26 protein-coding genes and 1 tRNA gene are annotated in these 22222 nt (G+C 67.1%); 14 read left to right on the forward strand and 13 right to left on the reverse strand.

Features of this window, described 5'->3' with window-relative positions:
- The first annotated feature begins 412 nt into the window (after positions 1-412).
- Complete coding sequence (locus OHB24_RS24990) at positions 413-1723, forward strand: glutamate-5-semialdehyde dehydrogenase (protein WP_327633261.1); 1311 nt, start codon at positions 413-415, stop codon at positions 1721-1723.
- Between the two features lie 4 nt (positions 1724-1727).
- On the opposite strand, the gene OHB24_RS24995 is transcribed toward OHB24_RS24990, so the two are convergent.
- Both OHB24_RS24995 and OHB24_RS25000 read right to left on the reverse strand, forming a co-directional pair.
- Positions 1728-2099 (reverse strand): 4'-phosphopantetheinyl transferase family protein, encoded by a 372-nt coding sequence (locus OHB24_RS24995; protein ID WP_327633262.1) that lies wholly within the window; start codon positions 2097-2099, stop codon positions 1728-1730.
- Positions 2100-2377: 278 nt separating this feature from the next.
- Positions 2378-2956: a PadR family transcriptional regulator gene (locus tag OHB24_RS25000; RefSeq protein ID WP_327633263.1), complete on the reverse strand. Its 579-nt coding sequence runs from the start codon at positions 2954-2956 to the stop codon at positions 2378-2380.
- Between the two features lie 66 nt (positions 2957-3022).
- Between OHB24_RS25000 and OHB24_RS25005 the strand changes: the two genes are divergently transcribed.
- Positions 3023-3910 (forward strand): alpha/beta fold hydrolase, encoded by an 888-nt coding sequence (locus OHB24_RS25005; RefSeq protein WP_327633264.1) that lies wholly within the window; start codon positions 3023-3025, stop codon positions 3908-3910.
- Here OHB24_RS25005 and OHB24_RS25010 read toward each other — a convergent pair.
- Entirely contained in the window at positions 3897-4760 is an 864-nt protein-coding gene (locus tag OHB24_RS25010) for a winged helix-turn-helix transcriptional regulator (protein ID WP_327633265.1), read from the reverse strand. The genes OHB24_RS25005 and OHB24_RS25010 overlap by 14 nt on opposite strands.
- 88 nt (positions 4761-4848) lie before the next feature.
- On the opposite strand from OHB24_RS25010, the gene OHB24_RS25015 reads away from it, so the two are divergent.
- Entirely contained in the window at positions 4849-6048 is a 1200-nt protein-coding gene (locus OHB24_RS25015; protein ID WP_327633266.1) for an MFS transporter, read from the forward strand.
- On the opposite strand, the gene OHB24_RS25020 is transcribed toward OHB24_RS25015, so the two are convergent.
- Positions 5981-6430: an Lrp/AsnC family transcriptional regulator gene (locus tag OHB24_RS25020; RefSeq protein WP_327633267.1), complete on the reverse strand. Its 450-nt coding sequence runs from the start codon at positions 6428-6430 to the stop codon at positions 5981-5983. The genes OHB24_RS25015 and OHB24_RS25020 overlap by 68 nt on opposite strands.
- A gap of 360 nt (positions 6431-6790) precedes the next feature.
- Between OHB24_RS25020 and OHB24_RS25025 the strand changes: the two genes are divergently transcribed.
- The 5 genes from OHB24_RS25025 to OHB24_RS25045 all read left to right on the forward strand — a co-directional run bounded on the left by OHB24_RS25025 (position 6791) and on the right by OHB24_RS25045 (position 8935).
- On the forward strand, positions 6791-6949 hold the full coding sequence (locus tag OHB24_RS25025; RefSeq protein WP_327633268.1) for a hypothetical protein: 159 nt from the start codon (positions 6791-6793) through the stop codon (positions 6947-6949).
- Positions 6950-6970: 21 nt separating this feature from the next.
- Entirely contained in the window at positions 6971-7582 is a 612-nt protein-coding gene (gene nadD / locus OHB24_RS25030) for a nicotinate-nucleotide adenylyltransferase (RefSeq protein ID WP_327633269.1), read from the forward strand.
- Between the two features lie 7 nt (positions 7583-7589).
- A complete protein-coding gene (gene rsfS / locus OHB24_RS25035; protein WP_327633270.1) occupies positions 7590-7976 on the forward strand; it encodes a ribosome silencing factor in 387 nt (128 codons plus the stop codon).
- Positions 7973-8617 carry a histidine phosphatase family protein gene (locus tag OHB24_RS25040; protein ID WP_327633271.1) on the forward strand — a complete coding sequence of 215 codons (645 nt, stop codon included), beginning with the start codon at positions 7973-7975 and terminating at the stop codon, positions 8615-8617. Before rsfS ends, OHB24_RS25040 begins: the two co-directional genes overlap by 4 nt.
- Before the next feature lie 245 nt (positions 8618-8862).
- Positions 8863-8935, forward strand: a tRNA-Ala gene (locus OHB24_RS25045).
- Positions 8936-8974: 39 nt separating this feature from the next.
- Here OHB24_RS25045 and OHB24_RS25050 read toward each other — a convergent pair.
- A complete protein-coding gene (locus OHB24_RS25050) occupies positions 8975-10183 on the reverse strand; it encodes an IS481 family transposase (protein WP_327633272.1) in 1209 nt (402 codons plus the stop codon).
- 222 nt (positions 10184-10405) lie between these two features.
- On the opposite strand from OHB24_RS25050, the gene OHB24_RS25055 reads away from it, so the two are divergent.
- Together OHB24_RS25055 and OHB24_RS25060 are read left to right on the forward strand one after the other, a co-directional pair.
- Positions 10406-10993 carry a GNAT family N-acetyltransferase gene (locus OHB24_RS25055; RefSeq protein ID WP_327633273.1) on the forward strand — a complete coding sequence of 196 codons (588 nt, stop codon included), beginning with the start codon at positions 10406-10408 and terminating at the stop codon, positions 10991-10993.
- Between the two features lie 99 nt (positions 10994-11092).
- On the forward strand, positions 11093-12046 hold the full coding sequence (locus tag OHB24_RS25060; protein WP_327633274.1) for a cyclase family protein: 954 nt from the start codon (positions 11093-11095) through the stop codon (positions 12044-12046).
- Positions 12047-12052: 6 nt separating this feature from the next.
- Here OHB24_RS25060 and OHB24_RS25065 read toward each other — a convergent pair whose 3' ends face one another.
- Together OHB24_RS25065 and OHB24_RS25070 are read right to left on the reverse strand one after the other, a co-directional pair.
- A complete protein-coding gene (locus tag OHB24_RS25065) occupies positions 12053-12676 on the reverse strand; it encodes an NADPH-dependent F420 reductase (protein WP_327633275.1) in 624 nt (207 codons plus the stop codon).
- Between the two features lie 27 nt (positions 12677-12703).
- Entirely contained in the window at positions 12704-13438 is a 735-nt protein-coding gene (locus OHB24_RS25070; RefSeq protein WP_327633276.1) for an SDR family NAD(P)-dependent oxidoreductase, read from the reverse strand.
- 112 nt (positions 13439-13550) lie between these two features.
- On the opposite strand from OHB24_RS25070, the gene OHB24_RS25075 reads away from it, so the two are divergent.
- The 4 genes from OHB24_RS25075 to OHB24_RS25090 all read left to right on the forward strand — a co-directional run bounded on the left by OHB24_RS25075 (position 13551) and on the right by OHB24_RS25090 (position 17254).
- Entirely contained in the window at positions 13551-14159 is a 609-nt protein-coding gene (locus OHB24_RS25075; RefSeq protein ID WP_327633277.1) for a TetR/AcrR family transcriptional regulator, read from the forward strand.
- Between the two features lie 67 nt (positions 14160-14226).
- Positions 14227-15708, forward strand: a complete 1482-nt coding sequence (locus OHB24_RS25080; RefSeq protein ID WP_327633278.1) for a serine hydrolase domain-containing protein — start codon at positions 14227-14229, stop codon at positions 15706-15708.
- 108 nt (positions 15709-15816) lie between these two features.
- Positions 15817-16539, forward strand: a complete 723-nt coding sequence (locus OHB24_RS25085; RefSeq protein WP_327633279.1) for a VOC family protein — start codon at positions 15817-15819, stop codon at positions 16537-16539.
- Positions 16540-16660: 121 nt separating this feature from the next.
- A complete protein-coding gene (locus OHB24_RS25090) occupies positions 16661-17254 on the forward strand; it encodes a phosphotransferase family protein (protein WP_327633280.1) in 594 nt (197 codons plus the stop codon).
- 119 nt (positions 17255-17373) lie between these two features.
- Here OHB24_RS25090 and OHB24_RS25095 read toward each other — a convergent pair whose 3' ends face one another.
- From OHB24_RS25095 to OHB24_RS25120, 6 genes are read right to left on the reverse strand one after another with little or no spacing between them, the layout of a single operon-like run.
- Complete coding sequence (locus tag OHB24_RS25095; protein WP_327633281.1) at positions 17374-17805, reverse strand: GNAT family N-acetyltransferase; 432 nt, start codon at positions 17803-17805, stop codon at positions 17374-17376.
- Positions 17805-18413: a D-Ala-D-Ala dipeptidase VanX gene (gene vanX / locus OHB24_RS25100; RefSeq protein ID WP_327633282.1), complete on the reverse strand. Its 609-nt coding sequence runs from the start codon at positions 18411-18413 to the stop codon at positions 17805-17807. Before vanX ends, OHB24_RS25095 begins: the two co-directional genes overlap by 1 nt.
- Positions 18410-19471, reverse strand: a complete 1062-nt coding sequence (gene vanA / locus OHB24_RS25105) for a D-alanine--(R)-lactate ligase (protein ID WP_327633283.1) — start codon at positions 19469-19471, stop codon at positions 18410-18412. The genes vanX and vanA overlap by 4 nt, the downstream gene beginning before the upstream one ends.
- A complete protein-coding gene (locus OHB24_RS25110; RefSeq protein ID WP_327633284.1) occupies positions 19464-20453 on the reverse strand; it encodes a D-isomer specific 2-hydroxyacid dehydrogenase family protein in 990 nt (329 codons plus the stop codon). Before OHB24_RS25110 ends, vanA begins: the two co-directional genes overlap by 8 nt.
- Positions 20450-21580, reverse strand: coding sequence for a lipid II:glycine glycyltransferase FemX (locus OHB24_RS25115; RefSeq protein WP_327633285.1), 1131 nt, complete (start codon positions 21578-21580; stop codon positions 20450-20452). Before OHB24_RS25115 ends, OHB24_RS25110 begins: the two co-directional genes overlap by 4 nt.
- A complete protein-coding gene (locus OHB24_RS25120) occupies positions 21577-22164 on the reverse strand; it encodes a M15 family metallopeptidase (RefSeq protein WP_327633286.1) in 588 nt (195 codons plus the stop codon). The genes OHB24_RS25115 and OHB24_RS25120 overlap by 4 nt, the downstream gene beginning before the upstream one ends.
- Positions 22165-22222 lie beyond the last annotated feature (58 nt).

The following is a 22222-nucleotide window of genomic DNA, read 5'->3' on the forward strand; positions in this document are numbered from 1 at the left end:
GCGCCCACCTGCGCCCCACTCGTGCCCTACTCGCGCCCGGCCCCGGTTCTCTCACGCGATCGCTCGCCTTCCCCGCCTGCGGCGGACCTGGACCGGATCGCCAGGCCATCACAATGCGCGACCCGCGACCGCCGCCACGCTCGGCGGCGCGTTCGGCGAGTGATTGTGATGGCCTGGCGATTCGCAGATCGCCGCTCGGGTGCCCGCCGGAGGAGCCGCACCTGCCGGATGTGAGGCTCCGGCTGCGGATCCCCAACACTCACCAACCCGTGCGGATGGGCTACCGGTCTGGGTGCCCAGGCGTGATCGTGGCGAGGAGTCGGCAGTTGATGAGTGGCGGGCGTCCGGGGGCTGGGGCCGTCTGGTGAGATCGGCGTCCTTCGTCCTGCGTGGGGGGCCATACGATGAAGGGGTGAGCGAGATCATCGAGTTGGCGCGGCGGGCGCGAGTGGCGTCGTACGCGTTGGCGGAGGCGTCCCGGGCGACCAAGGACGCGGCGTTGCACGCGATGGCGGCGGCGCTGCGGGCGAACACGGACACGATCGTCGCGGCGAACGCGAAGGACGTGGCCGCTGCGCGGGATGCTGGCACGCCGGAATCCACCGTCGACCGCCTGGCGCTGAACCCGGCGCGCGTCGACGCGATGGCAGCCGGGTTGGAGCAGCTCGCTGGGCTGGCGGATCCGATCGGTGAGGTGGTCCGCGGGTACACGCTGCCCAACGGACTCGAGCTCCGGCAGGTGCGAGTGCCGTTCGGCGTCGTCGGGATCATCTACGAGGCCCGGCCGAACGTGACGGCCGACGCCGCGGGCATCTGCCTGAAGTCCGGGAACGCGGTCCTGCTGCGCGGTTCGTCGTCCGCGGCTGCGTCTAACGACGCGATCATCGCCGTACTGCGGGACGCCGCCGAGTCGACCGGGCTACCGGCGGACGTCGTACAGGGCGTGCCGACGGATCGGGCCGCGGTGAAGGAACTCATGCAGGCGCGCGGGCTGGTCGACGTACTGATCCCGCGGGGCGGCGCCGGGCTGATCCAGACCGTGGTCAGCGAGTCGTCCGTGCCGGTGATCGAGACCGGGGTCGGCAACTGTCACGTGTACATCGACTCGGAGGCGGATCTCGACCTCGGCCTGGAGATCCTGCTCAACTCGAAGACGCAACGCCCGAGCGTGTGCAACGCCGCGGAATCCCTGCTGGTACACGCATCGGTGGCCGACGAGTTCCTGGCCCGAGCCCTCCCCGCCCTCACCCAAGCCGGTGTCACCGTCCACGCCGACCCGAAGGTTGTTGCGATCAGCAACAACCAACCGACGACGGACGCGGCCGCCGTCGAGGATGCGGGTGCGGTCGAGGGTGTTGCGGTGGGTTCGGTGGTGGAGGCGACTGAGGAGGACTTCGGGACGGAGTACAACTCGCTCGATCTGTCCGCGGCCGTCGTCGACTCGCTCGAGGACGCGGTGCAGCACATCCGCCAGTACAGCTCGGGTCACACCGACGCGATCATCACCCGCTCGCAGGCGGCCGCGCGGCGGTTCACGACCGCGGTCGACTCGGCGGCGGTCGTGGTGAACGCGAGCACGCGCTTCACCGACGGCGGCGAGTTCGGCTTCGGCGCCGAGATCGGCATCTCCACCCAGAAACTCCACGCCCGCGGCCCCATGGGCCTCCCCGAAATGACCTCCACCAAGTACGTAGTCACCGGCGAAGGCCAAATCCGCACCTAGCCACTCACCCGAGTAGCTGCGCCCCGTCATGCACCTGCACGACGGGGCGCTCGCCTGAGACCACCGCAATCGCCGCGCGGTGATCGACGCCTACGTCGAGATCCTGCACATGAACACCATCCGGCACCGCCGCGCGCAGGTCCCCGCGTAGTCCTTCGCCGGTCGCCTTCACGACTGCCTCTTTCCGCGTCCAGTACGTCGTGAACGCCCGCGCCTTCGCCACCCCGTCATACCCGCGCAGCTCGCGCACTTCCGCGTCCGTCAACGCAACCCGAGCCACCGCGTCGACATCCACGCCCAGGTCAACCTTCTCCACATCCAGCCCCACCGGCCGCTCAGCCACCGCGATCCCCACCAGATCCCCCGAGTGCGTCACCGACAACTCCACCCCCGCAGCCCGCACCTTCCCATGCGGCTTCCCGCACTCCACGCAAGTCCGATCCAAAACAACCCTTGCTGCAGGCAACGAAAACCTCTCCGCCAGCACCCGCCGCACCAACGTCACCCCCAACAGAAACCGCGCCTTGTCCACCTCCCGCAGATAACCCTCCAACCGCCCCCGCTCCACCTCATCCAAATCCCGAGCAAACTCATCCCGAGCCGCCCCAACCCCCACCCACCAAACCTCAACACCAACCCCCGCAGTGGGTGTTGTCATGCCGGTCCCGGGGTCCAGGTGAGGGTGCCTGTGCGGAGGTCGTGGAGGACTGAGTCGATCCACTTCGCCTCAGCTACAGCGACCGCGACCTGGTACTCCGTCTCCAGCAGCGCGAACCGGGGGATCGGCTGCCCGTCCACCTCCGACCGAAGCTCGAGCTGCAACTCCGCAATCCGCTTGGCCAACCGCTCCCGCCGCTGACCAAGCAACTCACCCGCGGTCTCCGGCGGTAGCAGCATCACGAACGACAACCCCGCCGGGAACTCCGGGAACTCGTTCCGCGGCGTCGTCAGGATCTCCGCCAACCACTCCCGGCATACCTCCCGCCCCTCGTCGGTCAGGTGGTACACCGTCCGCTCCGGATACCGCTCGTCCTGCTCCGTCGCGCCGGCCGAGATCAGTCCGGCTTCTTCCAGGCGCACGATCATCCGATAGAGGCTGGTCCGCTGCCCGACGTTGACCACCTGGTCCTTGCCCCACTGCTTGATCAGTCGCTGGATCCCGTACGGATGCAGCGGCCCGTTCTCCAGCAGGCCGAGGATCGCCAGCGCCAGCGATGAGCGTCGAAAAGTCACACCCCAACCATAAGGGTCAAAGAAACTAGTTGCAATGTAACTAGACCCCATGTAACTATCGATCTCATGAGAGCAGCAGAACTGACCCAAAGCGTCGTCACCTCCAGCGACGGCACCGAGATCGGCTACTACAAGACCGGCGAAGGCCCGGCGGTCGTCGTCCTGCACGGGAGCATGGAGTCGGCCCGCAGCCACACGCTGTTCGCGGAGGCGCTGGCCGACGAGTTCACCGTCTATCTGCCCGACCGCCGCGGCCGCGGACTCTCCGGCCCGCACAGGCCGGACCACAGCGTCCGCACCGAGATCGAGGACCTGGACGCCGTTCTCACAGCAGCCGGAGCCGAGCGCGCGTTCGGCATCAGCGCCGGGGGAGCGGTGGTCCTGGAGGCAGCCCGCACCCTCCCAAACCTCAAGCAGATTGCGCTCTACGAGCCAGCGATCGTCGCCGACGGCACGCCGCATCGCGAGTGGCTGAAGCGGTTCGACCAGGAGATCGCCCGCGGTGACGTGGCCGGAGCGATGGTGACGAGCATGTTCGGCTTCGAGATGGCGCCGGCGTTCCTCAAGGTGATGCCGCGCGGCCTGCTCCGCTTGATGACCGAGAAGATGATGGCGAAGGAGGAGCGCCAGGCCGACGCCGGCGCGATCACCATGCGCCAGTTGGCCCCGACGATCCACGCCGAGGGCACGATCGTCGCCGAACTGGGTGGCACCTTCGACAACTTCCGCACCGTCCAGGCCGAGGTCCTGCTCCTCGGTGGCAGCAAAGGTCTTCCCAGCCTCGGTCCCGGCCGAGCGACCTTGGAGAAGGTGCTACCGCTGTGCCGCCGGATCGAGTTCGACGGCTACGACCACGGCTCGTCCTCGGACCCCGGCGGCGTCAACCCGAACGGCAAGCCCGAGGTCGTACGACGGATCGCCGCTGAGGTGAAGGCCTTCTTCAAGCAGTTGTGAGTGCCCAGTCGACGGCATCCGCGATGTCGGTGACCGGGTATCGCACGGCTTGCACCACCCGGTCCCCGCCCACCACCAGCACGACCCGCTTCAACCGCTCGTACCCGCCGGCCCGGAACGTCGGCAATCGCAGCGCCGCCACCAGTTCCAGATCGAGATCGGACAGCAGTAGGTGCGGGATCTCCTCCGCCAGAGCGAACGCCTGCTGCTCGTCGGTCCGCTGCGTACTCACACCGCGGACGGCGATCCCCTTCGACGCGAAGTCGTCGGCCCGGCCCGCGAACAGCCGATTCTCCAGCGTGCACCCGGCCGCTCCGGCGATCTCGTCCCATCCGTCCGGCAGTCGGGTCGGCCGTCCGGTCGCCGGGTACCCGAAGAGCACGGTCGCCCGCGCATTCGCATCCACCACGTCAACCGTCGTACCAGCGATCGACGGCAAAGCGACGTACGGCACCCGCTGACCCACCAACTCCTGCAGGCGTTGCGCCGGCGGCTCGTCCGCGGCGTTCGTCCCGGTGAGTGACCCGTCGCCGAGCAGCCATCGATCGCCCCAGTCCTGCAGCGCGACGAGGACCGGCAGCAGGGCGCGTCCGCGCGGCGTCAACTCATAGGCGTAGCGCGTCGGCCGGTCCTGGTACGCCGACCGCTCGACGATCCCGCTGTCCAATAGGCCGTTCAGCCGCTCGGTCAGCACCTTCCGCGAGATGTGCAATGACCCCGCCAGTTCGTCGAACCGCGCCAGCCCGCGCGCCAGATCGCGGACGATCAGCAGTTCCCAGCCGTCGCCGATGACGCCGAGGGACTGCGCGATCGCACAGTCCGGCTCGGGCGAGAAGGTGCTCCGCCGCACGTCCGCCCTCCTTGGAATCCCGGTTGCCGCCGCGCGGGCCGGTCGAGTAAGTTCCCGACAGGAACTCACTGTACCGGAGGGGGCGGACGTGTACTGGCGCCGGATCGCGGAGCTGCCCACCTGGCTCAAGGCGGTGATGGTCGGCCAGCTCGTCAACGGGGCCGGCGCGCTCGCCTGGGTCTACCTCACGCTCTACCTCGTCGAGGATCGCGGCATGTCGGCGCAGCAGGCTGGTTTCGCCGCGGCGGCGTACGGTGTCGGCCTGGTCGGCGGCAACCTGGGCGGCGGCTGGTTCGGCGACCGGTTCGGTCTGCGTACGGCGGCGCTCGCGAGCCAGCTGCTGTGGGCGATCTCGTGCGTCGCGATGCCCTTCGTGCCCGGAGCGGCGCTAGCTTTTCTAGCGGCGCTAGCGGGACTGTTCGGCGGCGCCGGACGCCCGAATCTCACCGCCCTCGTCGCGACCGCGCTCCCGCCCGAACGCCGCCGCGAAGGCATCGCGCTCTCGCGCACCGCATCCAACGCCGGCTTCACCATCGGACCGCCCCTCGGCGGCCTGCTCGCGGCGTACGACTTCTCGCTGGTCTTCGTCGTCGACGCCGTCACCAGCCTGGTCATGGCCGCGATCATCTGGCGCTGGGTCCCGAATGCGCGGCGTACATCAGGATTGTCGACAACTGGATTGTGGACGGCGGTGCTCAAGGATCGTCCGGTCCTGATGGTGCTGGCGACGATCGTGGTGGTCGACACCGTCTACCGGCAGATCTTCGCCACGATGCCGCTGCTCCTGCGCGATGCAGGTACGCCGGCCGTCGCGTACGGCGTACTGCTCGGCGCGAGCTCGGTCGTCATCGTCCTCTTCGAGGCGCCGATCGCCGTACGCCTCCAGGGGCACAGTGCGACTCGGGTGATCGCGGTCGGCTTCGCGTGCATCGGCGTGGGGCTCGCGGTCCTCGGCGTCTGGCCGGCGCTGGCAGGGGCCGCGCTCGCGATCGTGGTGATGACGGCGGGGGAGATGCTCTACAAGCCGACCGCCACCGCGCACGTCGCCGATGCGGCGCCGGAGGGGATGGTCGGTCGGTACTCCAGCCTGTACGCCGCCGCGTCGATCAGCGGCATGTTCCTCGCGCCGGCGATCGGCGGTACGACGTACCAGCACGCGCCGCGACTGCTCTACCCCGTCGCTGCGGGCCTCGCGCTGGCTGCGGGCGCCGTACTGCTCCTCACTCGGGCAAAGGCGCGGGACGTCCTTCCCAGCGAGTCGACAGCACAACCGTCGTCCGGGTCCTGACCACGCCGTTCACGCGGCGCAGCGAGCCGACGACCGCCTCCAGTTGCGTCACGTCGGCCACTCGGACCTTCACCACGAGTTCCTGGTCGCCGGCGACGAACCAGCAGTCCTCGACCGCGGGGATCTCGCGGACCTGCTCGACGATGTCGTCGGTCTCGACGTCGTCGCGCTGGAACAGTCCGATCAGCGCGCTGGTGCCGAGGCCGACCTGGTCCTCGGCGACCACCGCGCGGTAGCCGAGCAGTACGCCGCGCTCCTCGAGACGCCGTACCCGCTCCTGGACGCTCGGGCCGGACAGGCCGACCACCCGGCCGAGTTCGGCCCAGCTGGAGCGGCCGTTCAGCCGGAGCGCCTCGATCAGCTGCCGATCGATCGCGTCCATGACGCCTCCTGTTCACCGCGGATTCCAAGGTCAGGAATGCTCTGTGCCTTTAATTCGTTTGTGATAGCGTAACTCTTACCGTACAATTTGAGGTACCGGGGACAGTCCGCCCCGGTTCCGCCGTACCAACCCTGTGAAGGAACCATGATCACCCCCGAAGTTGCCCGTGCCCGTATCGACGAGATGCACCGCGCCGCAGCGCAGGCCCGCCGCGCGCACGCCGGACCGTCTTACTGGCGCCGGTTGCTGACCCGTAACGGCCGCCACAGCTGACCTTCCTATCGCGACCGGTGTCCCGTGGCGAGTGTCCGGGGCCACCGGTCGCTGTCGTTCCGGCGGTCACGAGATAGGCTCTGCCTCATGTTCACGCTCCTGGTGCCGCAGGTCGCGGCCATCGAAGAGGCCGCGGTCGAGGCTTCGCACATCTCGAAGTGGTGGTACGGCGGGTTCGCGCTGTTCGTGCTCGTCCTGCTGCTGCTCGTCACCGTCATCATGGGCAAGGGCCGGCCGCACAGCTGAGCGGCTTGCTGAAGGGCTGACGTGGCTTTTGTGGAGCGGGTACGACGCATCGGCGTGATGGGTGGCACGTTCGACCCGATCCATCACGGCCACCTGGTCGCGGCCAGCGAGGTGCAGTCGTACTTCGACCTCGACGAGGTGATCTTCGTCCCGACGGGCCAGCCGTGGCAGAAGTCGGATCGCAAGGTCTCCCCGCCCGAGGACCGGTACCTGATGACGGTCATCGCGACCGCGTCGAACCCGCGGTTCTCGGTCAGCCGGGTCGACATCGACCGGCCCGGTCCGACGTACACGATCGACACCCTGCGCGACCTGTCCAGGCTGTATCCGGACGCCGAGCTGTTCTTCATCACCGGTGCCGACGCGCTCGCCCAGATTCTGACCTGGCGGGACGTCGACGAGATGTTCAAGCTGGCCCAGTTCGTCGGCTGTACGCGGCCCGGCACCGAGCAACTCGAACTGCCGCTGGACCGGCTGCCGATGAATCGGATCACCCTGCTCGAGGTGCCGGCGCTGGCGATCTCGTCGACCGAGTGCCGGGCCCGGGTCGCCAAGGGCAACCCGACCTGGTACCTGGTGCCGGACGGCATCGTCCAGTACATCGCCAAGCGTGAGCTCTACACCAACCGTTAGGAACCACATGCCAGCCAGCGAACGCGCCATCGAGCTGCTCACCGCGGCCGCCGAAGCGGCCCACGACAAGAAGGCCGAGAACGTCCTCGCCTTCGACGTGTCCGAGCAACTCGCCATCACCGACGCGTTCCTGGTCGCGTCCGCCTCCAACGACCGCCAGGTGCGCGCGATCGTGGACGCGATCGAGGAGAAGCTCCGCGTCGAATTCGACGCCAAGCCGGTCCGCCGCGAAGGCGCGCGCGAAGGCCGCTGGGTGCTGCTCGACTACCTCGAGATCGTCATCCACGTCCAGCACGACGAGGAGCGCTCGTTCTACTCGCTGGAGCGACTGTGGCGCGACTGCCCGGTCATCCCGCTGCCCTCGCCCGTCCCTGGTTCGGCTTCGGCGGAATGAGCGCGGGCCGACTGATCGTCTGGCGGCACGGCCGGACGGAATGGAACCTGCAGGACAAGATCCAGGGCCAGGCCGACATCCCGCTCGACGCGGTCGGCGTCGCCCAGGCACGCGCCGCGGCCGCGCGGCTCGCGTCCCTCGCGCCCACACGGCTCTTCGCCAGCGACCTGCAGCGCGCCGCGTCCACCGCGGGTGAGCTCGCCGCACTGACCGGCCTCAAGATCGAGTACGACGAGGCGCTCCGCGAGATCGACGTCGACGACTGGGCCGGCCTCACCATGGCCGAGCTCGCCGCCATCAACCCCGACGCCGCCGCCCGGATCCGCAGCGGCGAACCCCAGCGCCGCGGCTCCAACGGCGAAACCATCGAAGAAGTCGCCGACCGCTTCGCCGACGCGCTGACTCGGATCTCTGCGGAGGGAACCTCCGAAGACACCATCGTGGTCGCCACCCACGGCCTCGCGGCCCGCGTCGGCATCTGCCTGTTTCTAGGCATCCCGCACGCCAACTGGCCAGCCTTCGGAGGCCTCGCCAACTGCAACTGGGTCTCCCTCCTCCCAGGCCGCGCCGGCTGGCGAATCGAAGAGTGGAACGCCGGCTCCCTCCCCGAACCAGTAATGAGCGACGACCCCCAGAGGTAGAAGTACTTGGGGGAGACCCGCCCAGAGGACACCGCTTCGCGGCGACAGTTCTCTTGCGCCTCCGGCGGGCCGCGGACCGCGCTGCGACGTACCGTAAGCAGCGGACAGACGGTGCGGATCAGGCGCTCGTCGTATCCGGTTGCAGGCCGCAAACAGGCTGTTGTCTACCTCACCAGCCCCACGAGGGAACCGATTTTTCTTTGCAGGCCCTCATCCGCTAAGCTTTCGGAGTCGCGAGACACCGCGGGGCTTTGGCGCAGTTGGTAGCGCGCTTCCATGGCATGGAAGAGGTCAGGGGTTCGAATCCCCTAAGCTCCACAGTGTGATCTCTCAGGAGATACCGGACAAACCGGACCCTTATCGGGGGTCCGGTTTTCTGTTCTTGGGTGGTGGGCCTGGGGGTCTGCCGAGGGGTTGGTAGTCGCGGGTGGGGTCGAGGGTGAGCTCGCGGAGGAGTTCGCCGGTGGCGGCGTTGATGATGCGGATGTGGAGGTCGTCGACGAGTTTGAGGACGGGGGTTCGGGCGTGTTCGGTGCCGATGGGGATGTGGTGGAGGTGGCCGGCGCGGCGCAGGGTGAGTTTGCCGGCGGGGTCTGAGATGTCGTGGAGCACGCGGTAGTGGGTGTCGGTGCTGCGGTCGGTGCCGGGGCTGGCTTTGGGGCGTGCTTGGTAGGCGGTGGCCGGGGTCGCGCGGTGCGGTAGCGACCGGTGTGGGCGGGTGTGGTTGTAGATGTGCACGAAGGTGTCGAGGAGTGTTTGGAGTTCGTCCAGGTCGGTGGGTTGTTGGGGTTGCGCGGTCAGCCAGTTCTTCATCGTCTGCTGGAAGCGTTCGACCTTGCCGCAGGTGGTTGGGTGGTTGGGGCGGGAGTTCTTCTGAATGATGTCGAGACGGCGTAGTTCGGTTTCCAGGCCATTGCGGCCGCCGCGGCCGCCGGCGAAGCGGGTGGTGTAGACGAAGCCGTTGTCGGTGAGCACGGAGGCGGGATAGCCGTGCTGGGTAGCGGTTTGGGTGAAGGTGTTGAGCACGATCTGGCCGGTGATGTGGCGGTGGGGCGAGACGTGGAGGGCGTAGCGGGAGTGGTCGTCGAGCCAGGTGATGGTCTCGGTGTCGGTGCCGTCGGTGAGCGGGTAGTGGGTGAAGTCGGATTGCCAGGTTTCGTTGGGTTGTTCGGCCTGGAACCGCAGGTAGGAGCTCTTCGGGCGTTTCTTGGGCTGCGGGACGATCAGGCCTTGGCGGGTCAGTGTGCGAGCGACGGTGCTGGCCGAGACCGTGACCTGGTGGCGGTGCCGCAGATGCCAGACGATGGTGTCCGGGCCTGCGTCCAGTCCGGACTCGATCAGCTGCTTGCGGACCGTGATGATCAGGTCGACAGTCGCCGATGGTGTCGCGGTCGGGCTGGTCTTGGGCCGGCGTGACCGCGGCTCGAACGCCGCTTCGCCTTCGGCGCGGTACCGGGCGAGCAGTTCGTAGACCCACGACCGGGCAACGCCGTACGCGGCAACGACCTCGGCGACGCTACGTCCTTCGATCTCGATCGCGGTAACAACCAGCCGGGCTTTGGACACACCCGCAGCCTCTGCACCACTCCGGGCAAACCCTCAGACCTTGTCCGGTATGTCTTGAGAGATCTGTCCGGTATGTCCTGACGGAACACACCCTAAGCTCCACAGCAGATCAGAGGCCGGTTTCCCACTCGGGAGACCGGCCTTTTGCATCACCTGAGTGACTACCGGTTTCGCGGCTCCTACCGGAAGCTGAACGTCCGGAATCGGGGGTACGTTGCCGGTATGTCCGACTTCACGATCAAGGCGCTCACGCCGGAGACGTTCGATGACTTCGCCGCTCTCGTCGAGCGGAACAAGGGCATGTTCGCCAGCTGCTGGTGTACGCACTTCCATCCCGACTGCGCGGAGAAGGCCCAGAGCGCCGAGGGGAACCGGGCGCTCAAGCAACGTCTGGTGGCCGACGGGATCGCGCACGCGGCACTGGTCTACGACGGCGACCGGGCCGTCGCCTGGGCGGAGTACGGATCACCCGAGGAACTGCCCAACATCCAACACCGCAAGGAGTATGTCGCCACTGCCGAGCGACTGCCCGACTACCGGGTCACCTGCATTCTGGTCGAGCGCGGCGTTCGCGGTCAGGGCCTGGCGGCGATCGCGCTGCGCGGAGCGGTCGAGCTGATCGCGCAGGCCGGCGGCGGCCTGGTCGAGGGCTACCCGCACGACACCGGCGGGGTCCGGAAGAAGAATTCGTCGTTCCTCTACAACGGCACCCGCACGATGTACGAGCGCGAAGGCTTCACCTACGACCGCCCCAAGGGCCTGGGCAACTGCGTAATGGTCCGCGAGGTCGCCCCGAGCCCGCGCGACTGAACCGATGACCACCGCGGGTCTGCGGTGCTCCTCCCGGCTGTTGGCCTGGCGATGTGGTTTTGTGCGAGTTCAGCGGGCTTTGGAGGAGTTGGTGTTGGGATGGCGGTAGGGCGAGCGGTGCCTTCGCAGGATGACGTGCTTGGGTACTTCGAATCGTTGTCTAACTGGGGGCGGTGGGGGGACGACGACGAGCTCGGCACTTTGAACCACATCAGCGATGAGGTTCGGGTGGCGGCGGCGCGGGCTGTGCGGCATGGGCGGAGTGTGTCGTGTGGCTGGGAGGTCGCCGTACCGGAGGAGATGGAGCGGGCGACGAACTCGTGCCCGTGCGCTGCCGAGATGCCGGGTGCCGAGAACATGCCGGCTGCGTTCCACAACGACCGCCGTTGGGGCTTCTCGAACGAGAAGCTCGGCATCTTCTTCCACGGCAACACGATCACCCACATCGACTCGCCGTGCCATCTCTTCTGGGACGGCAAGATGTACAACGGGCGGTCGCACTCGTTGGTCGACTCCGCAACAGGATCGGCATGGGCGGCTGTCACGGCGGCGGCGAACGGGATCGTCACGCGGGGAGTCCTGCTGGACGTGGCAGCAGTCCGCGATGTGCCGTGGCTGGAGCCAGGTGAGGGTGTGTTCCCCGAGGATCTCGAGGAGGCCGAGCGTCGCCAGGGTGTGCAGGTGCGATCCGGCGACGCGGTACTCCTGCGCACCGGCTACGGCCGCTTCAGGCACGAGGCCGGCGCAGCCGGAGGCATCACGCAGGCCGGCTGGCACGCATCCTGCCTGCCGTGGTTGCAGGAGCGGGAGGTCGCGTTGATCGGCGCTGACACTCCCCAGGACGTACAGCCGTCGGGGTACGACGACGTACTGATGCCGGTGCACGCCGTCAGCCTCGTGGCGATGGGGCTGTGGCTGCTCGACAACTGCGACCTGGAGGAGTGCGCGACGACGGCTGCCGAGCTCGGCCAGTGGGACTTCCAGCTCGCCGTCGCGCCGGTCCGCTTCGCCGGTACGTCGGGCAGCCCGGTCAACCCGATCGCCACATTCTGACGGCGCTCAGTTGGTGAATTCGTTGACGCCGAGGGCGAAGTCCCAGTGGCTGACCCCGTTGCCGGCGAGGCCTACCGTGACCAGGCCCATTCCTTCCAGCCAGTGCGCCATTTTCAGGCCGCCGACGTCCAGCGGGCGCAGCCCGAGGCTCTCGATGAATGCCGCCACGCTCGCCTTGGCCTGCGCGTTGTCGCCGGCGATGAAGACGTCGGGCCGACCCTTCTCCAGGACGTTACGGAAGATGGTGTTGAACGCCTTCACCACACTGACGCCGGCCGGTGCCACCTTGGCGACTTCCTGCGCGATCGAGGTCTCCTCGCTGTGGGCCAGTCCGTCGAACCCGGCGTTGAACGGGTTGCTGATGTCGACAATGACCTTGCCCGCAAGGGCGTCTCCGTACTCGGTGACGACCGGAACGACACTGTCGTACAACAGGGCCGTGATGACGATGTCCCCGGCCGGTACGGCGCCCCACTTGCCCGTCGTCGTGCCGCCGCCCAGAGCCTTGGTCAGGTCGTCGGCCTTGGACTGATCGCGTCCCATGACCTCGACTTTGTTGCTGCCGGCAACTGCGAGCGTGCCGATGGTACGGGCCATGTTCCCCGTACCGATGAGGGTGATGCTGCTCATGAGGTCTGCTCTCTTGTTGTGGGATGTTCAGAGGGCGGTGGTACCGCCGTCGGTGACCAGTTCGAGGCCGTTGACGTAGCTGGAGTCGTCCGAGGCGAGGAACAGGGCGACGGTGGCGATTTCTTCGGGACGGCCCATCGTTCCGCGGGGGATGAGGGACTCGAAGGCGGCCTTGGTTGCCTCGTCGAACAGTTCTTCCTGTTTGGCGGTGGCGACCTGGCCGGGGGTCAGGACGTTGACCCGGATCTTGCGGTCGCGCAGTTCGTTGAGCCAGACGCGGGCCCAGGCCTGTTGGACGGCTTTGCTGCCTGCATAGAGGCTCCAGCCCGGGAAGGCGCCGAGGGACGCGTTGGATCCGGTCATCAAGATCGAGCCGTTGTCGTTGATCAGCGGCAGTGCCTTCTGCACGGTGAACAGGGTGCCGCGCGCGTTGAGCCAGAACGCGCGGTGGAACTGTTCCTCGGTGATCTCGCCGAGGACGGCGGGTTCGCCCATCCCGGCGCTGGCCCACAGTACGTCGATCGAGCCTTTCTCCCGCTTCACGGTGTCGTACAACCGGTCCAGGTCGTCCAGTTCGGCCGCGTCACCCTGAACGGCGGTGACGTTGCGGCCGATCAGTTTGACGGCGTCGTCCAGTGCTTCCTGCCGCCGGGCCTGGATGAAGACGTGCGCTCCTTCGTCGACGAACAGTTTGGCGCCGGCCAGCGCCAGACCGGTGGATCCGCCGGTGATCACCGCGACCTTGCCATCGAGCTTTCCCACGATCACTCCCGTTGCTCTTATATACACCAATCTGTGTACGTAACGTACGCAATGGCTGGCGGGAGCGCAAGCTAAGTACACCGATCGGTACCGAACGGGCTATACTGGCGGCATGACGGAGTTGGAGAAGGGCCCCCTCGGCCGGCGCCGTGGCAGGGGCGCACGCGAGCGCATCCTCAGCGCGTCACAGCAGTTGTTCCGCGATCAGGGCATCAACCGCACCGGCATGGATCAACTCTGCGCCGCGGCCCAGGTGTCCAAGCGCACGGCGTACCAGCACTTCACCAGCAAGGATGAACTCGTCGCCGAGTACCTGCGCCGCTTCGATCCCGACGTCATGCCCGGAGTGTTCGACCGCACCGACCTCACACCCCGCGAACGACTCCTCGCGGCCTTCGAGATCCCCGCGTCCATGCCGCTGTGTCCCTACATCGCGGCGGCTGTCGAACTCCACGACCCCGAACACCCCGCATCGCAGTACGCACGCGACTACAAGACCGCCATCGCCGCGCGGCTCACCGAAACCGCCCGCGAAGCCGGCGCCACCGACCCCGAACAGCTCGGCGAACAACTGGCGCTGCTCATCGACGGCGCCTCGGCTCGCACCCGAGTCCTCAATAGCGATTCCTTCCCCACCGCCGCCGCCATCGCCGCAGTCCTCATCGACAACGCCATCCCCGCCGCATCCAGCGGTGACCGCGGAACGTCGGTTTCCCGATAGGGACCTCTTGTCTGAGCTGGGAGGCAAACCGGGAGACCGAGAGTCGCTGTGCGCGTACTCTCGGAAGATGGACGTGGGGGCGGGCCTTCAGGGGAGTGTGCAAGAAGAGTTGTGGCCGCTGGTCGAGAGTTATCTCGGCTCGCATGATGTGGCTGGTCTGGCTGTTGCCGTGGTGCGGGATGAGGAGGTTGTCTCGCGGGGGTTCGGCGTTCGTGACGCCGGGACCGGTACGCCGGTCACGCCCGAGACGATGTTCCACCTGGCTTCGGTGTCGAAGCCGTTCGTTGCGACCGCGATCGCGACCCTGGCGACCGCTCGTGGCGCCGGCGAACCGGTGCTCGATCTGGATGCTCCGATCACCGAGTTGGTGCCTGAGTTCAAGCTGGCCGACGGCCGGGAAGGGGAGGTCACCGCCCGGCGCCTGTTGAGCCACGTGAGCGGACTCCCCGACATCGAGGACTACGGCTGGCACGATCCTCAGCTCGGCGACGACGCGCTCAGCGAGTTCGCCGGCAGCATCTCGGACTGGCGGCTGCAGTCGGAGCCGGGCTCGGCGTTCTCCTATTCCAACGCCGGTTTCGAGCTTCTCGGGTTGTTGCTGTCCAGGGTCACCGGCAAGACGTTCGAGCACGCCGTACGGGACCTGGTCCTGGCGCCACTCGGAATGCAGAACAGCACCTTCCTGCGCGGCGACGTACCCGCGCACCTGGCTGCCTCACCGCACGTGGGACTGCCGCTGTCGGTGCCCGAGGGCTCGTATCCGTACACCAGGCGGCATGCCCCGAGCTCGAGCCTGCACTCCAACCTGGTCGAGATGTGTCGCTGGATGGTCGCCCATTTCGAGCCGGCCGAGGGATCCGACGGGCAGTGGGCGCGGCTGGATCCTGCACTGGTCGAGCAGATGTGGCAGCCGGTGATGCCGGTGGAGCGCCCGCCGTGGATGGATTCGGTGGGACGCAGCTGGTTCGTGGGCAGCTACCGCGGATATCGAACGGTGAGCCACGGCGGTTCGGACCCCGGGTTCGGGTCGAAGCTCGCGATGGTGCCTGAGCTGCGAACAGGTGTTGTCGTGCTGGCCAACTCCAACGGCATCCCGACGCCGGACATCGCCGCGGCGGCGCTCGATATCGCCCTCGCCGATGTCCTTCACCCGGCGAAGCCTGACGAGATGATCGACCTCCGCGCCTTGCCGCGATCGGTCGTCGGACCTGTCGCCGAGGTGCTGAGAGCGTCGGGGCCGGAAGCCGCCAAGGTGGAGTTCCGCCGACTGGCCGCGATCGAGCCGGCCGAGTTCGACCTCGACGACGGTGGGTTCGTCGACGCTACGTGGGGAGCGATCGAGCTGCACCGCCCAAGCCTGGTCTGGCCCCTGTTACGAATGTGGACCGACTTGCGTCCGGACTCGTCCGATGCCTGGACGATGACCGGCTGCGCCCATCAACTGGACGGCCAACTCGACCTGGCGAGAAGCGCGCTCCGCCGCGCCATCGAGCTCGACCCCGAGAACGAAGACGCCGCACAGATGCTGAGCAAAGTCCCATCGGCGTGAACGCAATGTCTACTGGTCGGGCGGCGGGGTACATCAGGATCTGTGGTGGCCCGGCGGGACTGCGGTCAGGAGGCAGCGGTGGTGCATCTTCTTGCGGATGACGCTGGTATGACGGTCTACATCGGATGCCCCGAGCTGCTTGGTGGCGACGACGGCGGGAAGGTACTGGCCGACTTCTACCACGACGTACTCGGCTGGCATGTGTACGACGCCTACGGGACGTTCTTCCTGTCGCGAAGCCCCAAGTTCCGGATCGGGTTCGACGGTGATGGCTGGTCGGATCAGCGGCCGCCGCGATGGCCTGATCCGGAGTACCCGCAGCAGCTCCACTTCGACATCGCCGTACCGGATCTGGACGCCGCCGGCACGCGCGTCATCGCCGCAGGTGGTGCCCTGCTTCAGGATCGGGTGTACGCCGATCCTGCTGGACATCCGCTCTGCCTCTACTCAGACCCAGCGGCGACCGAGCCGACGGTGGCCCGCCTGGTTTATGACTGCTTCAGTCCGCGCTCGCTCGCAAGGTTCTACGAGGGTTTCGTCGGCGTACCGGAGCGACTCGAAGACTCATCCGAGCGAGTTGTGATCGACCTCGACGACGATGAGTTGCCCAACCTGGCGTTTCAGCACGCACAATGCCCGGCTCCGCGGTGGCCCGACCCCGCCTACCCGGCGCAGTTGCACGTCGACTACCGATTCACGGTCGACCACGAACTTCCCCACTTCCAGACCCCAGCAGCCAAGGCCGCGATGGCGCGTGCCGAAGAACTGGGCGCGATCCACCTCCAGAACGTCGTGTACGCCGACCCCGCCGGACACCCGTTCTGCTTCTGAAGCGCGTGGGAGCATGAGGTGTGGAGGACGAGCGCCGTCTTGATGGAGGCATCAATCAGGTCTCGCAGCTCGGCCAGACGATCCGACGCCCGGTCGGGAGATCCTTTGCAAGGTGTCGGGTGTGACCCCTTGGCCACCCAGTCCAATGTTGTTCGAGCCGGCGTTGCTCGAGAGCGCTGCCGCCTTGTTGCGCAGGTACCACGACGCCGTCGCGGGCTGGAGTCCGGCGAGCGAGGCGTGGCAATCGCCACCTGTGCCGGTTGGTGCGCCGGAAGTCATCTGCCACAACGACACCGCGCCGTGGAACCTGATAGCCCGAGACGGCGCGATCGTGGCCTTCGTGGATTGGGATACCGCGGCACCCGGCCCGCGCACTTGGGACCTGGCGTACCTGGCCTACACCCTCGTCCCACTGGCTGCGCCCGAGAACCTGGAGCCGATGGGCTGGCCGAGCCCAACTCCTGTGCACGAACGCCTCGCGCGAATCCGGGACGCCTACGGCTGTACGCAAGAGCAGTGGCACACGGTCCTCGACACCATCCCCGTTCGTGTCCAAGCGGCGTACGACACGATGCGGATCTGGGCGTCCGAGGATCGCCCCGGCTGGCAGGCCCAATGGGAACAGCCCGAACCATGGCGCCACGGCGCCGGCTACCTCCGCGACCTCACCTACATCGAGAGCTCCCTCGAGAGCTGGCGAGCACTGCCGGACTAGGCGGGCAGTCGTGTGCACGGGGACAGGTGGTGTCGGGCGGTGGGGTAGTGCACCTGAGCGTGGTGAGATCAGATGCGTACGGTGTCTCGGGGTGCTCTACCTGTCGAGAGTGCACATCGTCAGTGGGGGAGGGTGTGGAGGAAGCGGGTGGGGGTGGGGGTGTAGTCGTGGGATTGGTAGAAGGTGTGGGCTTGGGTTCGGTGGGGTGAGCTGGTTACTTCTATGCGGAGGCAGCCGTGGTGGGTGGCGAAGGATTTCGCGGCTGCCATGAGGTGGGAGCCGATGCCTTGGCGGCGGGCGTGCGAGGAGACGACCAGGGCGACGATGCGGGCCCAGGTGCCGTCGCGTTCGAAGAACGGGCAGGTGTGTACGGCGAGGACGCCCACCACACCCTGGTCGGTGTCTGCGACGTACACCGCTCCGGCGGGGTCGTTGGCCCAGGTCTCGAGGCGGGCCGCGGTCGCCGCCGGATCAGACTGCGGATAGCCCAACTCGTCCAGCAACTCGTTGATGGCGGAAGCGTCAGTACTGCGGGCGAGACGGATGTCCATCAGGCGATCGGGAAGTCGAAGTACGTGTCCGGGTACGGCTCGTCCAGCAGCGTGTAGTGCCACCACTCGTGGTCGCACCGGCTGAATCCCGCGGACTCCATGATCGAGCAGAGCTGCCGGCGGTTGTCAGCTTCGAGCGAGGTGATGCCGGTGGCGCCGTGGTGCGAGATCGAGTCCATCAGGTCGTGGTAGCCGCCCATCGGAGCCAGTTCGCCGGTCGACAGGTCGTACAGCGTGAGGTCGACGGTACTGCCCCGGCTGTGGCCGGACTTCGTTGCTACGTAGCCCTTTTCGAACATCTCGGTACGGTCGATATTCGGATAGTGCCGCGGCTTCGTCCGCCCCTCCTCGGGCTGCCGAGCCCAGCGCAGGAAATTGTCCACGGCACGTTGCGGGCGATAGCCGTCCCACAGCAGCAGACCGAACCCCAGCGGTTCCGCCTTCTCGCGTGCTCTCTCCAGCGCCGCGCACAGAGCCCTCGTGCCGACGATGCGGTTCACCAGGTAGCCGTCCACCGGTTTGCCGGTGAAGTTGTCCCACGTGGCGTACTTGGAATCCCACCGAATCCCGGACGCCACCTCGTCCACGAAGGCAAAGTCAGCGTTCACTGGAGCTTCCCGGTCAGAGTCACCGACACCAGCCGGTCGATCACCTCACCGAGCGGTACGCCGGCCGCCGCCATCATCCTGGGATAACGGCTGTACGACGTCATACCGGGCAGGGTGTTGACCTCGTTGAGGACCGCCCTCCCGTCCGCCGTGAGGAACATGTCGACGCGCGCCAGCCCGCCGCATCCCAACGCCCGGTACACGGCCTGCGCGGTCTCCTGGATGAGCGCGCGCGAGTCCTCCGAGATGTCGGCGGGTACGACGAACGTCGAGTTCTCGGATCCGCTCTCCGGCGAGTCCTCCTGGTGGATCTTGAAGAAGCCGTGCGACAGCGCGATGCGATCGAGCTCGCCGGTCATCAGATCCACCTCGTTCCCGAGGACCGCGCAGCCGACCTCACTGCCGATGACAGCCTCTTCGATCAGCACCTTCGAGTCGTACTGGCCCGCAGTTGCCAAAGCATCAGGCAGTTCCGAACTGCTGGACACCTTGTTCACGCCGAAGGACGAACCCGAACGGGCCGGCTTCACGAAGACGGGATACGGGAGTGCCTCGGGATCGAGGTCGGCCGTGGCGATCCAGAAGTTCGGCGTCGCGATGCCGGCGCTGCGGGCGACGGTGTAGGTCAGGGACTTGTCGATGCACTGCACGGAACTCTGCAGATCGCAGCCCACGTAGGGGATACCGGACAGTTCCAGCAGGCCCTGGATCACGCCGTCCTCGCCGCGCTTGCCGTGCAGTACCGGAAACACGAGATCCAGGTTGATCGTCCGGTACTGCCCCTGCCGGATCCGCGAACCCAACCGGTCGGACTCCAGCACGAGCAGGCCCTGCACGCTGCTGTCCGGTGACAGTACGACCGGAAGACAGTTGCCGTTCTCCCAGTCCGGACCGGGGCCGTCGCAGAGTTTCCACGCGCCGTGCTCGGTGATCCCGATGTAGAAGGGCTCGTACTTCTCGAGGTCGAGGTTCTTCGCGATCTCCTGCGCGGACTTGACCGAGATGTGGTGCTCCTCGGAGATGCCCCCGAAGAGGACACCGATCTTCAACCTATCCATGCTGTTCCCTGCTTCCGAATGTCAGGCAATTGATGATGGAGTTCTCGACCGTGTCGCTCAGCGCGTGGTCGGTGTAGTAGGCGGTGTGCGGACTGATGAGCACGTTCGGCAGTTTCTGCAGTCGCAGCAGCAGTTCGCTCTCGACGGGTTCGTCGCGGCGGTCGGCGTAGAAGATTCCTTCTTCGCCTTCGAGTACGTCGAGCACGGCGCCGCCCAACCGCCCGCTCTCGAGGGCGTCGACCAGTGCCTCGGTGTCGAGGAGTGCTCCGCGTCCGGTGTTGACCACGAACGCGCCGGGCTTCAACTGCGCGATGCGCCGGCGGTCCAGGAAATGATGGGTTTCCGCGGTAAGTGGCGTGTGCAGCGTGACGATGTCGCTCTGCAGTAACAGCTTGTCGAGCGGAATACGTGTTCCGGGATCCTTGTCATAGGCAAGCACCCGGCACCCGAACCCGGACAGCCGGTCGATCACCGCGCTGCCGATGCGACCCGTTCCGATCACCCCGACGGTCAGGTCGCGGAGTTCGCGCCCGCGGGTGGCACTCAACCGATAGTCGTGTACGTCGGCGCGCCGGAGGACCGACCGCATGTTCCGCACGGCCATCAGCATCAACATGAGCGTGTAGTCCGCCACGCTGTCGGGCGAGTATGCGACGTTCTCGACACAGATGCCGACGCGTTCGGCGTACCGCACGTCGATGTGGTTGTAGCCGACGCTCCTGGTGGAGATGTACGTGACGCCGATCCGGCTCAGGGCGAGCAGGGTGGCGTTCGTGACTCGCGTCTTGTGGCCGACACTGATGCACTGGCTGCCGAGGGCCAGTTCGACAATGTCCTCGGATACTGCCGCTGACGTGATGATCGGAGCGATGCCGAAGCGTGGCGCCAACTCCCGGAACAAGGCGGCCTCGTCCGGCTCGCACCCGAAAACAGTGATGCCTGCGACGGTGCCCCGTACCGCAGTCGCAGCCGGTTCGGTCATCTGCGCTTGCCTCTCAGGTACTCGCGTCGCCTCATGTAGAGGTCGAAGGCGCGGTACATCACCGGCCGCAGGGGCAGGTCCCATTCGCCGACGTACCGTACCGCCTGACCGCCGGTGCCGACCTTGAACTGGATCAGCCCGACGTGCGAGTCGTCGACGTCGAGGGTAGGGGTGATGCCGCGCAGGTCGTACACGTCGCAGCCAGCCGTGAGCGCGTCACGGATCATCGCCCACTGGCACGCGTTCGACCCGCGCACGTCCCGCTTCTCGGTCGCGGAGGCGCCGTACGAGTACCACGCGTAGGCCCCGACCCGGACCAGGATCGTCGCGGCGACCAGATCGCCCTGATGATGAGCCAGGTAGAGCTTGATCCGCTCGGGGTCCTCCGCGCTCAGCTCGGTGAACATGGTCTCGAAGTACCGCAGCGGCCGCGGCACGAAGTGATCGCGCTCGGCGGTGTGCACGTACAAGTCGTGAAACGCCTTCGAATCCGAGCCGACCGTGACCTCGACACCGGCCCGAGCCGCCTTCTTGATATTGCGGCGCCAGAGCTGATTCATTCCCCCGAGTACGTCGTCCTCGCTCCGCCCAGCCAGCGGAACCTCGTACTTGAACTGCGGCTGCCCGGCCCCGAATCCGTCCTCCGGACTCTGCGCCAGCCAACCAGCATCGCGCAGCCACCCAGCCACCTGCGCACCGACCGGATCGACGTCCGAGCCAGGTATGTCGGTGAGCCGGCCGACGCCCGGGTCCGCGATACCGGCCTTCACCTGAGCGGCACTCCAACTGTCCGTCCGCAGCGGCGGAACCAGCCGGATCGCGAAGGCGCCACAAGCCTTCAGGTACGCCGCGAGCGGGTCGAGCCACCTGCTGAGATCGCCGGACCAGTCGATGGACGGCCCTTCGGGCAGATAGGCCAGCGTATGGCGCTCAAGGCGCGGCACCGGCCGATGCAGAACGAGCCCGGCACCGACGAGCCGCCCGCCGTCGTACCAACCGAGAGACTCGCTACGCCACTCGGTCTTCACGCGGCCCCACGCCGGAGTCTGAAGGAAGCTCACCGACCGCTGGGCCCGTACGAACTCCAGATGCGATGCCGAGCTGATCGGCGAGACGGTCAGTGTCACCCTTGCATCCTCGGATCGTGCGTCGGGTCGGCGTACCGAGGTGGGCAACCGCGCGTCACGGCCTCCGGGCGCAGCTCGTAGTGCCACGGCTCGTTGTCGTAGATCTGGCACAGCCCATACCTGGCACCATGCTCGGACAGCCATGCCGTCGCGTCGGAGCGCCCGATGTCGATGGCCTGCCCCGCCACGTGCGGCGACGTCGTAGGAGTGGCGACCCAGCGGGCCGCTTCCTGCTCCGAGCTGTACTTCGAGACCGCCTCCTGGAGCAGGTGTTGCTGGTACGCCGGAGTACGCCAGCCGCTGTTGACGAAGAACTTGACCCCGTCGTCCGCGGCATCCGTCGCGGCCTTGCGCAGGGCAACGAGCAGCGCGGGATCGAGGTTGGCGACCGCGGGAATGTCGTCGAAGACCGTGACACCGTCAGGTACGGCGCCGTCTGTCTCGCCGAGCGTGGATCCGGCCGGGAAGGACGGGAAGGCGAGCGACTGGTGGATGAACACGCCGATGATCGCCACGTTCGCGACCAGGAGCGTCGCGCGGATGGTCATCTTGGTACGGCGGCCTGCTGGTGCGCTGACGGACATGTGTCCAGTCAAAACAGGCGGGTGTTGTCAGCGCGTATCCCGTTTTGGATACGCGGGC

This window comes from Kribbella sp. NBC_00482, from assembly GCF_036013725.1.
Classification (GTDB): domain Bacteria; phylum Actinomycetota; class Actinomycetes; order Propionibacteriales; family Kribbellaceae; genus Kribbella.

Excerpts from the sequence above, each read along its gene's own strand:
- OHB24_RS25005 (WP_327633264.1), top strand. The coding sequence starts at position 3,023 with ATGAGAGCAGCAGAACTGACCCAAAGCGTCGTCACCTCCAGCGACGGC.
- OHB24_RS25020 (WP_327633267.1), bottom strand. The coding sequence starts at position 6,430 with ATGGACGCGATCGATCGGCAGCTGATCGAGGCGCTCCGGCTGAACGGC.
- OHB24_RS25025 (WP_327633268.1), top strand. The coding sequence starts at position 6,791 with ATGTTCACGCTCCTGGTGCCGCAGGTCGCGGCCATCGAAGAGGCCGCG.
- rsfS (WP_327633270.1), top strand. The coding sequence starts at position 7,590 with ATGCCAGCCAGCGAACGCGCCATCGAGCTGCTCACCGCGGCCGCCGAA.
- OHB24_RS25040 (WP_327633271.1), top strand. The coding sequence starts at position 7,973 with ATGAGCGCGGGCCGACTGATCGTCTGGCGGCACGGCCGGACGGAATGG.
- OHB24_RS25055 (WP_327633273.1), top strand. The coding sequence starts at position 10,406 with ATGTCCGACTTCACGATCAAGGCGCTCACGCCGGAGACGTTCGATGAC.
- OHB24_RS25060 (WP_327633274.1), top strand. The coding sequence starts at position 11,093 with ATGGCGGTAGGGCGAGCGGTGCCTTCGCAGGATGACGTGCTTGGGTAC.
- OHB24_RS25065 (WP_327633275.1), bottom strand. The coding sequence starts at position 12,676 with ATGAGCAGCATCACCCTCATCGGTACGGGGAACATGGCCCGTACCATC.
- OHB24_RS25075 (WP_327633277.1), top strand. The coding sequence starts at position 13,551 with ATGACGGAGTTGGAGAAGGGCCCCCTCGGCCGGCGCCGTGGCAGGGGC.
- OHB24_RS25080 (WP_327633278.1), top strand. The coding sequence starts at position 14,227 with ATGGACGTGGGGGCGGGCCTTCAGGGGAGTGTGCAAGAAGAGTTGTGG.
- OHB24_RS25085 (WP_327633279.1), top strand. The coding sequence starts at position 15,817 with ATGACGGTCTACATCGGATGCCCCGAGCTGCTTGGTGGCGACGACGGC.
- OHB24_RS25095 (WP_327633281.1), bottom strand. The coding sequence starts at position 17,805 with ATGGACATCCGTCTCGCCCGCAGTACTGACGCTTCCGCCATCAACGAG.
- vanA (WP_327633283.1), bottom strand. The coding sequence starts at position 19,471 with ATGGATAGGTTGAAGATCGGTGTCCTCTTCGGGGGCATCTCCGAGGAG.
- OHB24_RS25110 (WP_327633284.1), bottom strand. The coding sequence starts at position 20,453 with ATGACCGAACCGGCTGCGACTGCGGTACGGGGCACCGTCGCAGGCATC.
- OHB24_RS25120 (WP_327633286.1), bottom strand. The coding sequence starts at position 22,164 with ATGTCCGTCAGCGCACCAGCAGGCCGCCGTACCAAGATGACCATCCGC.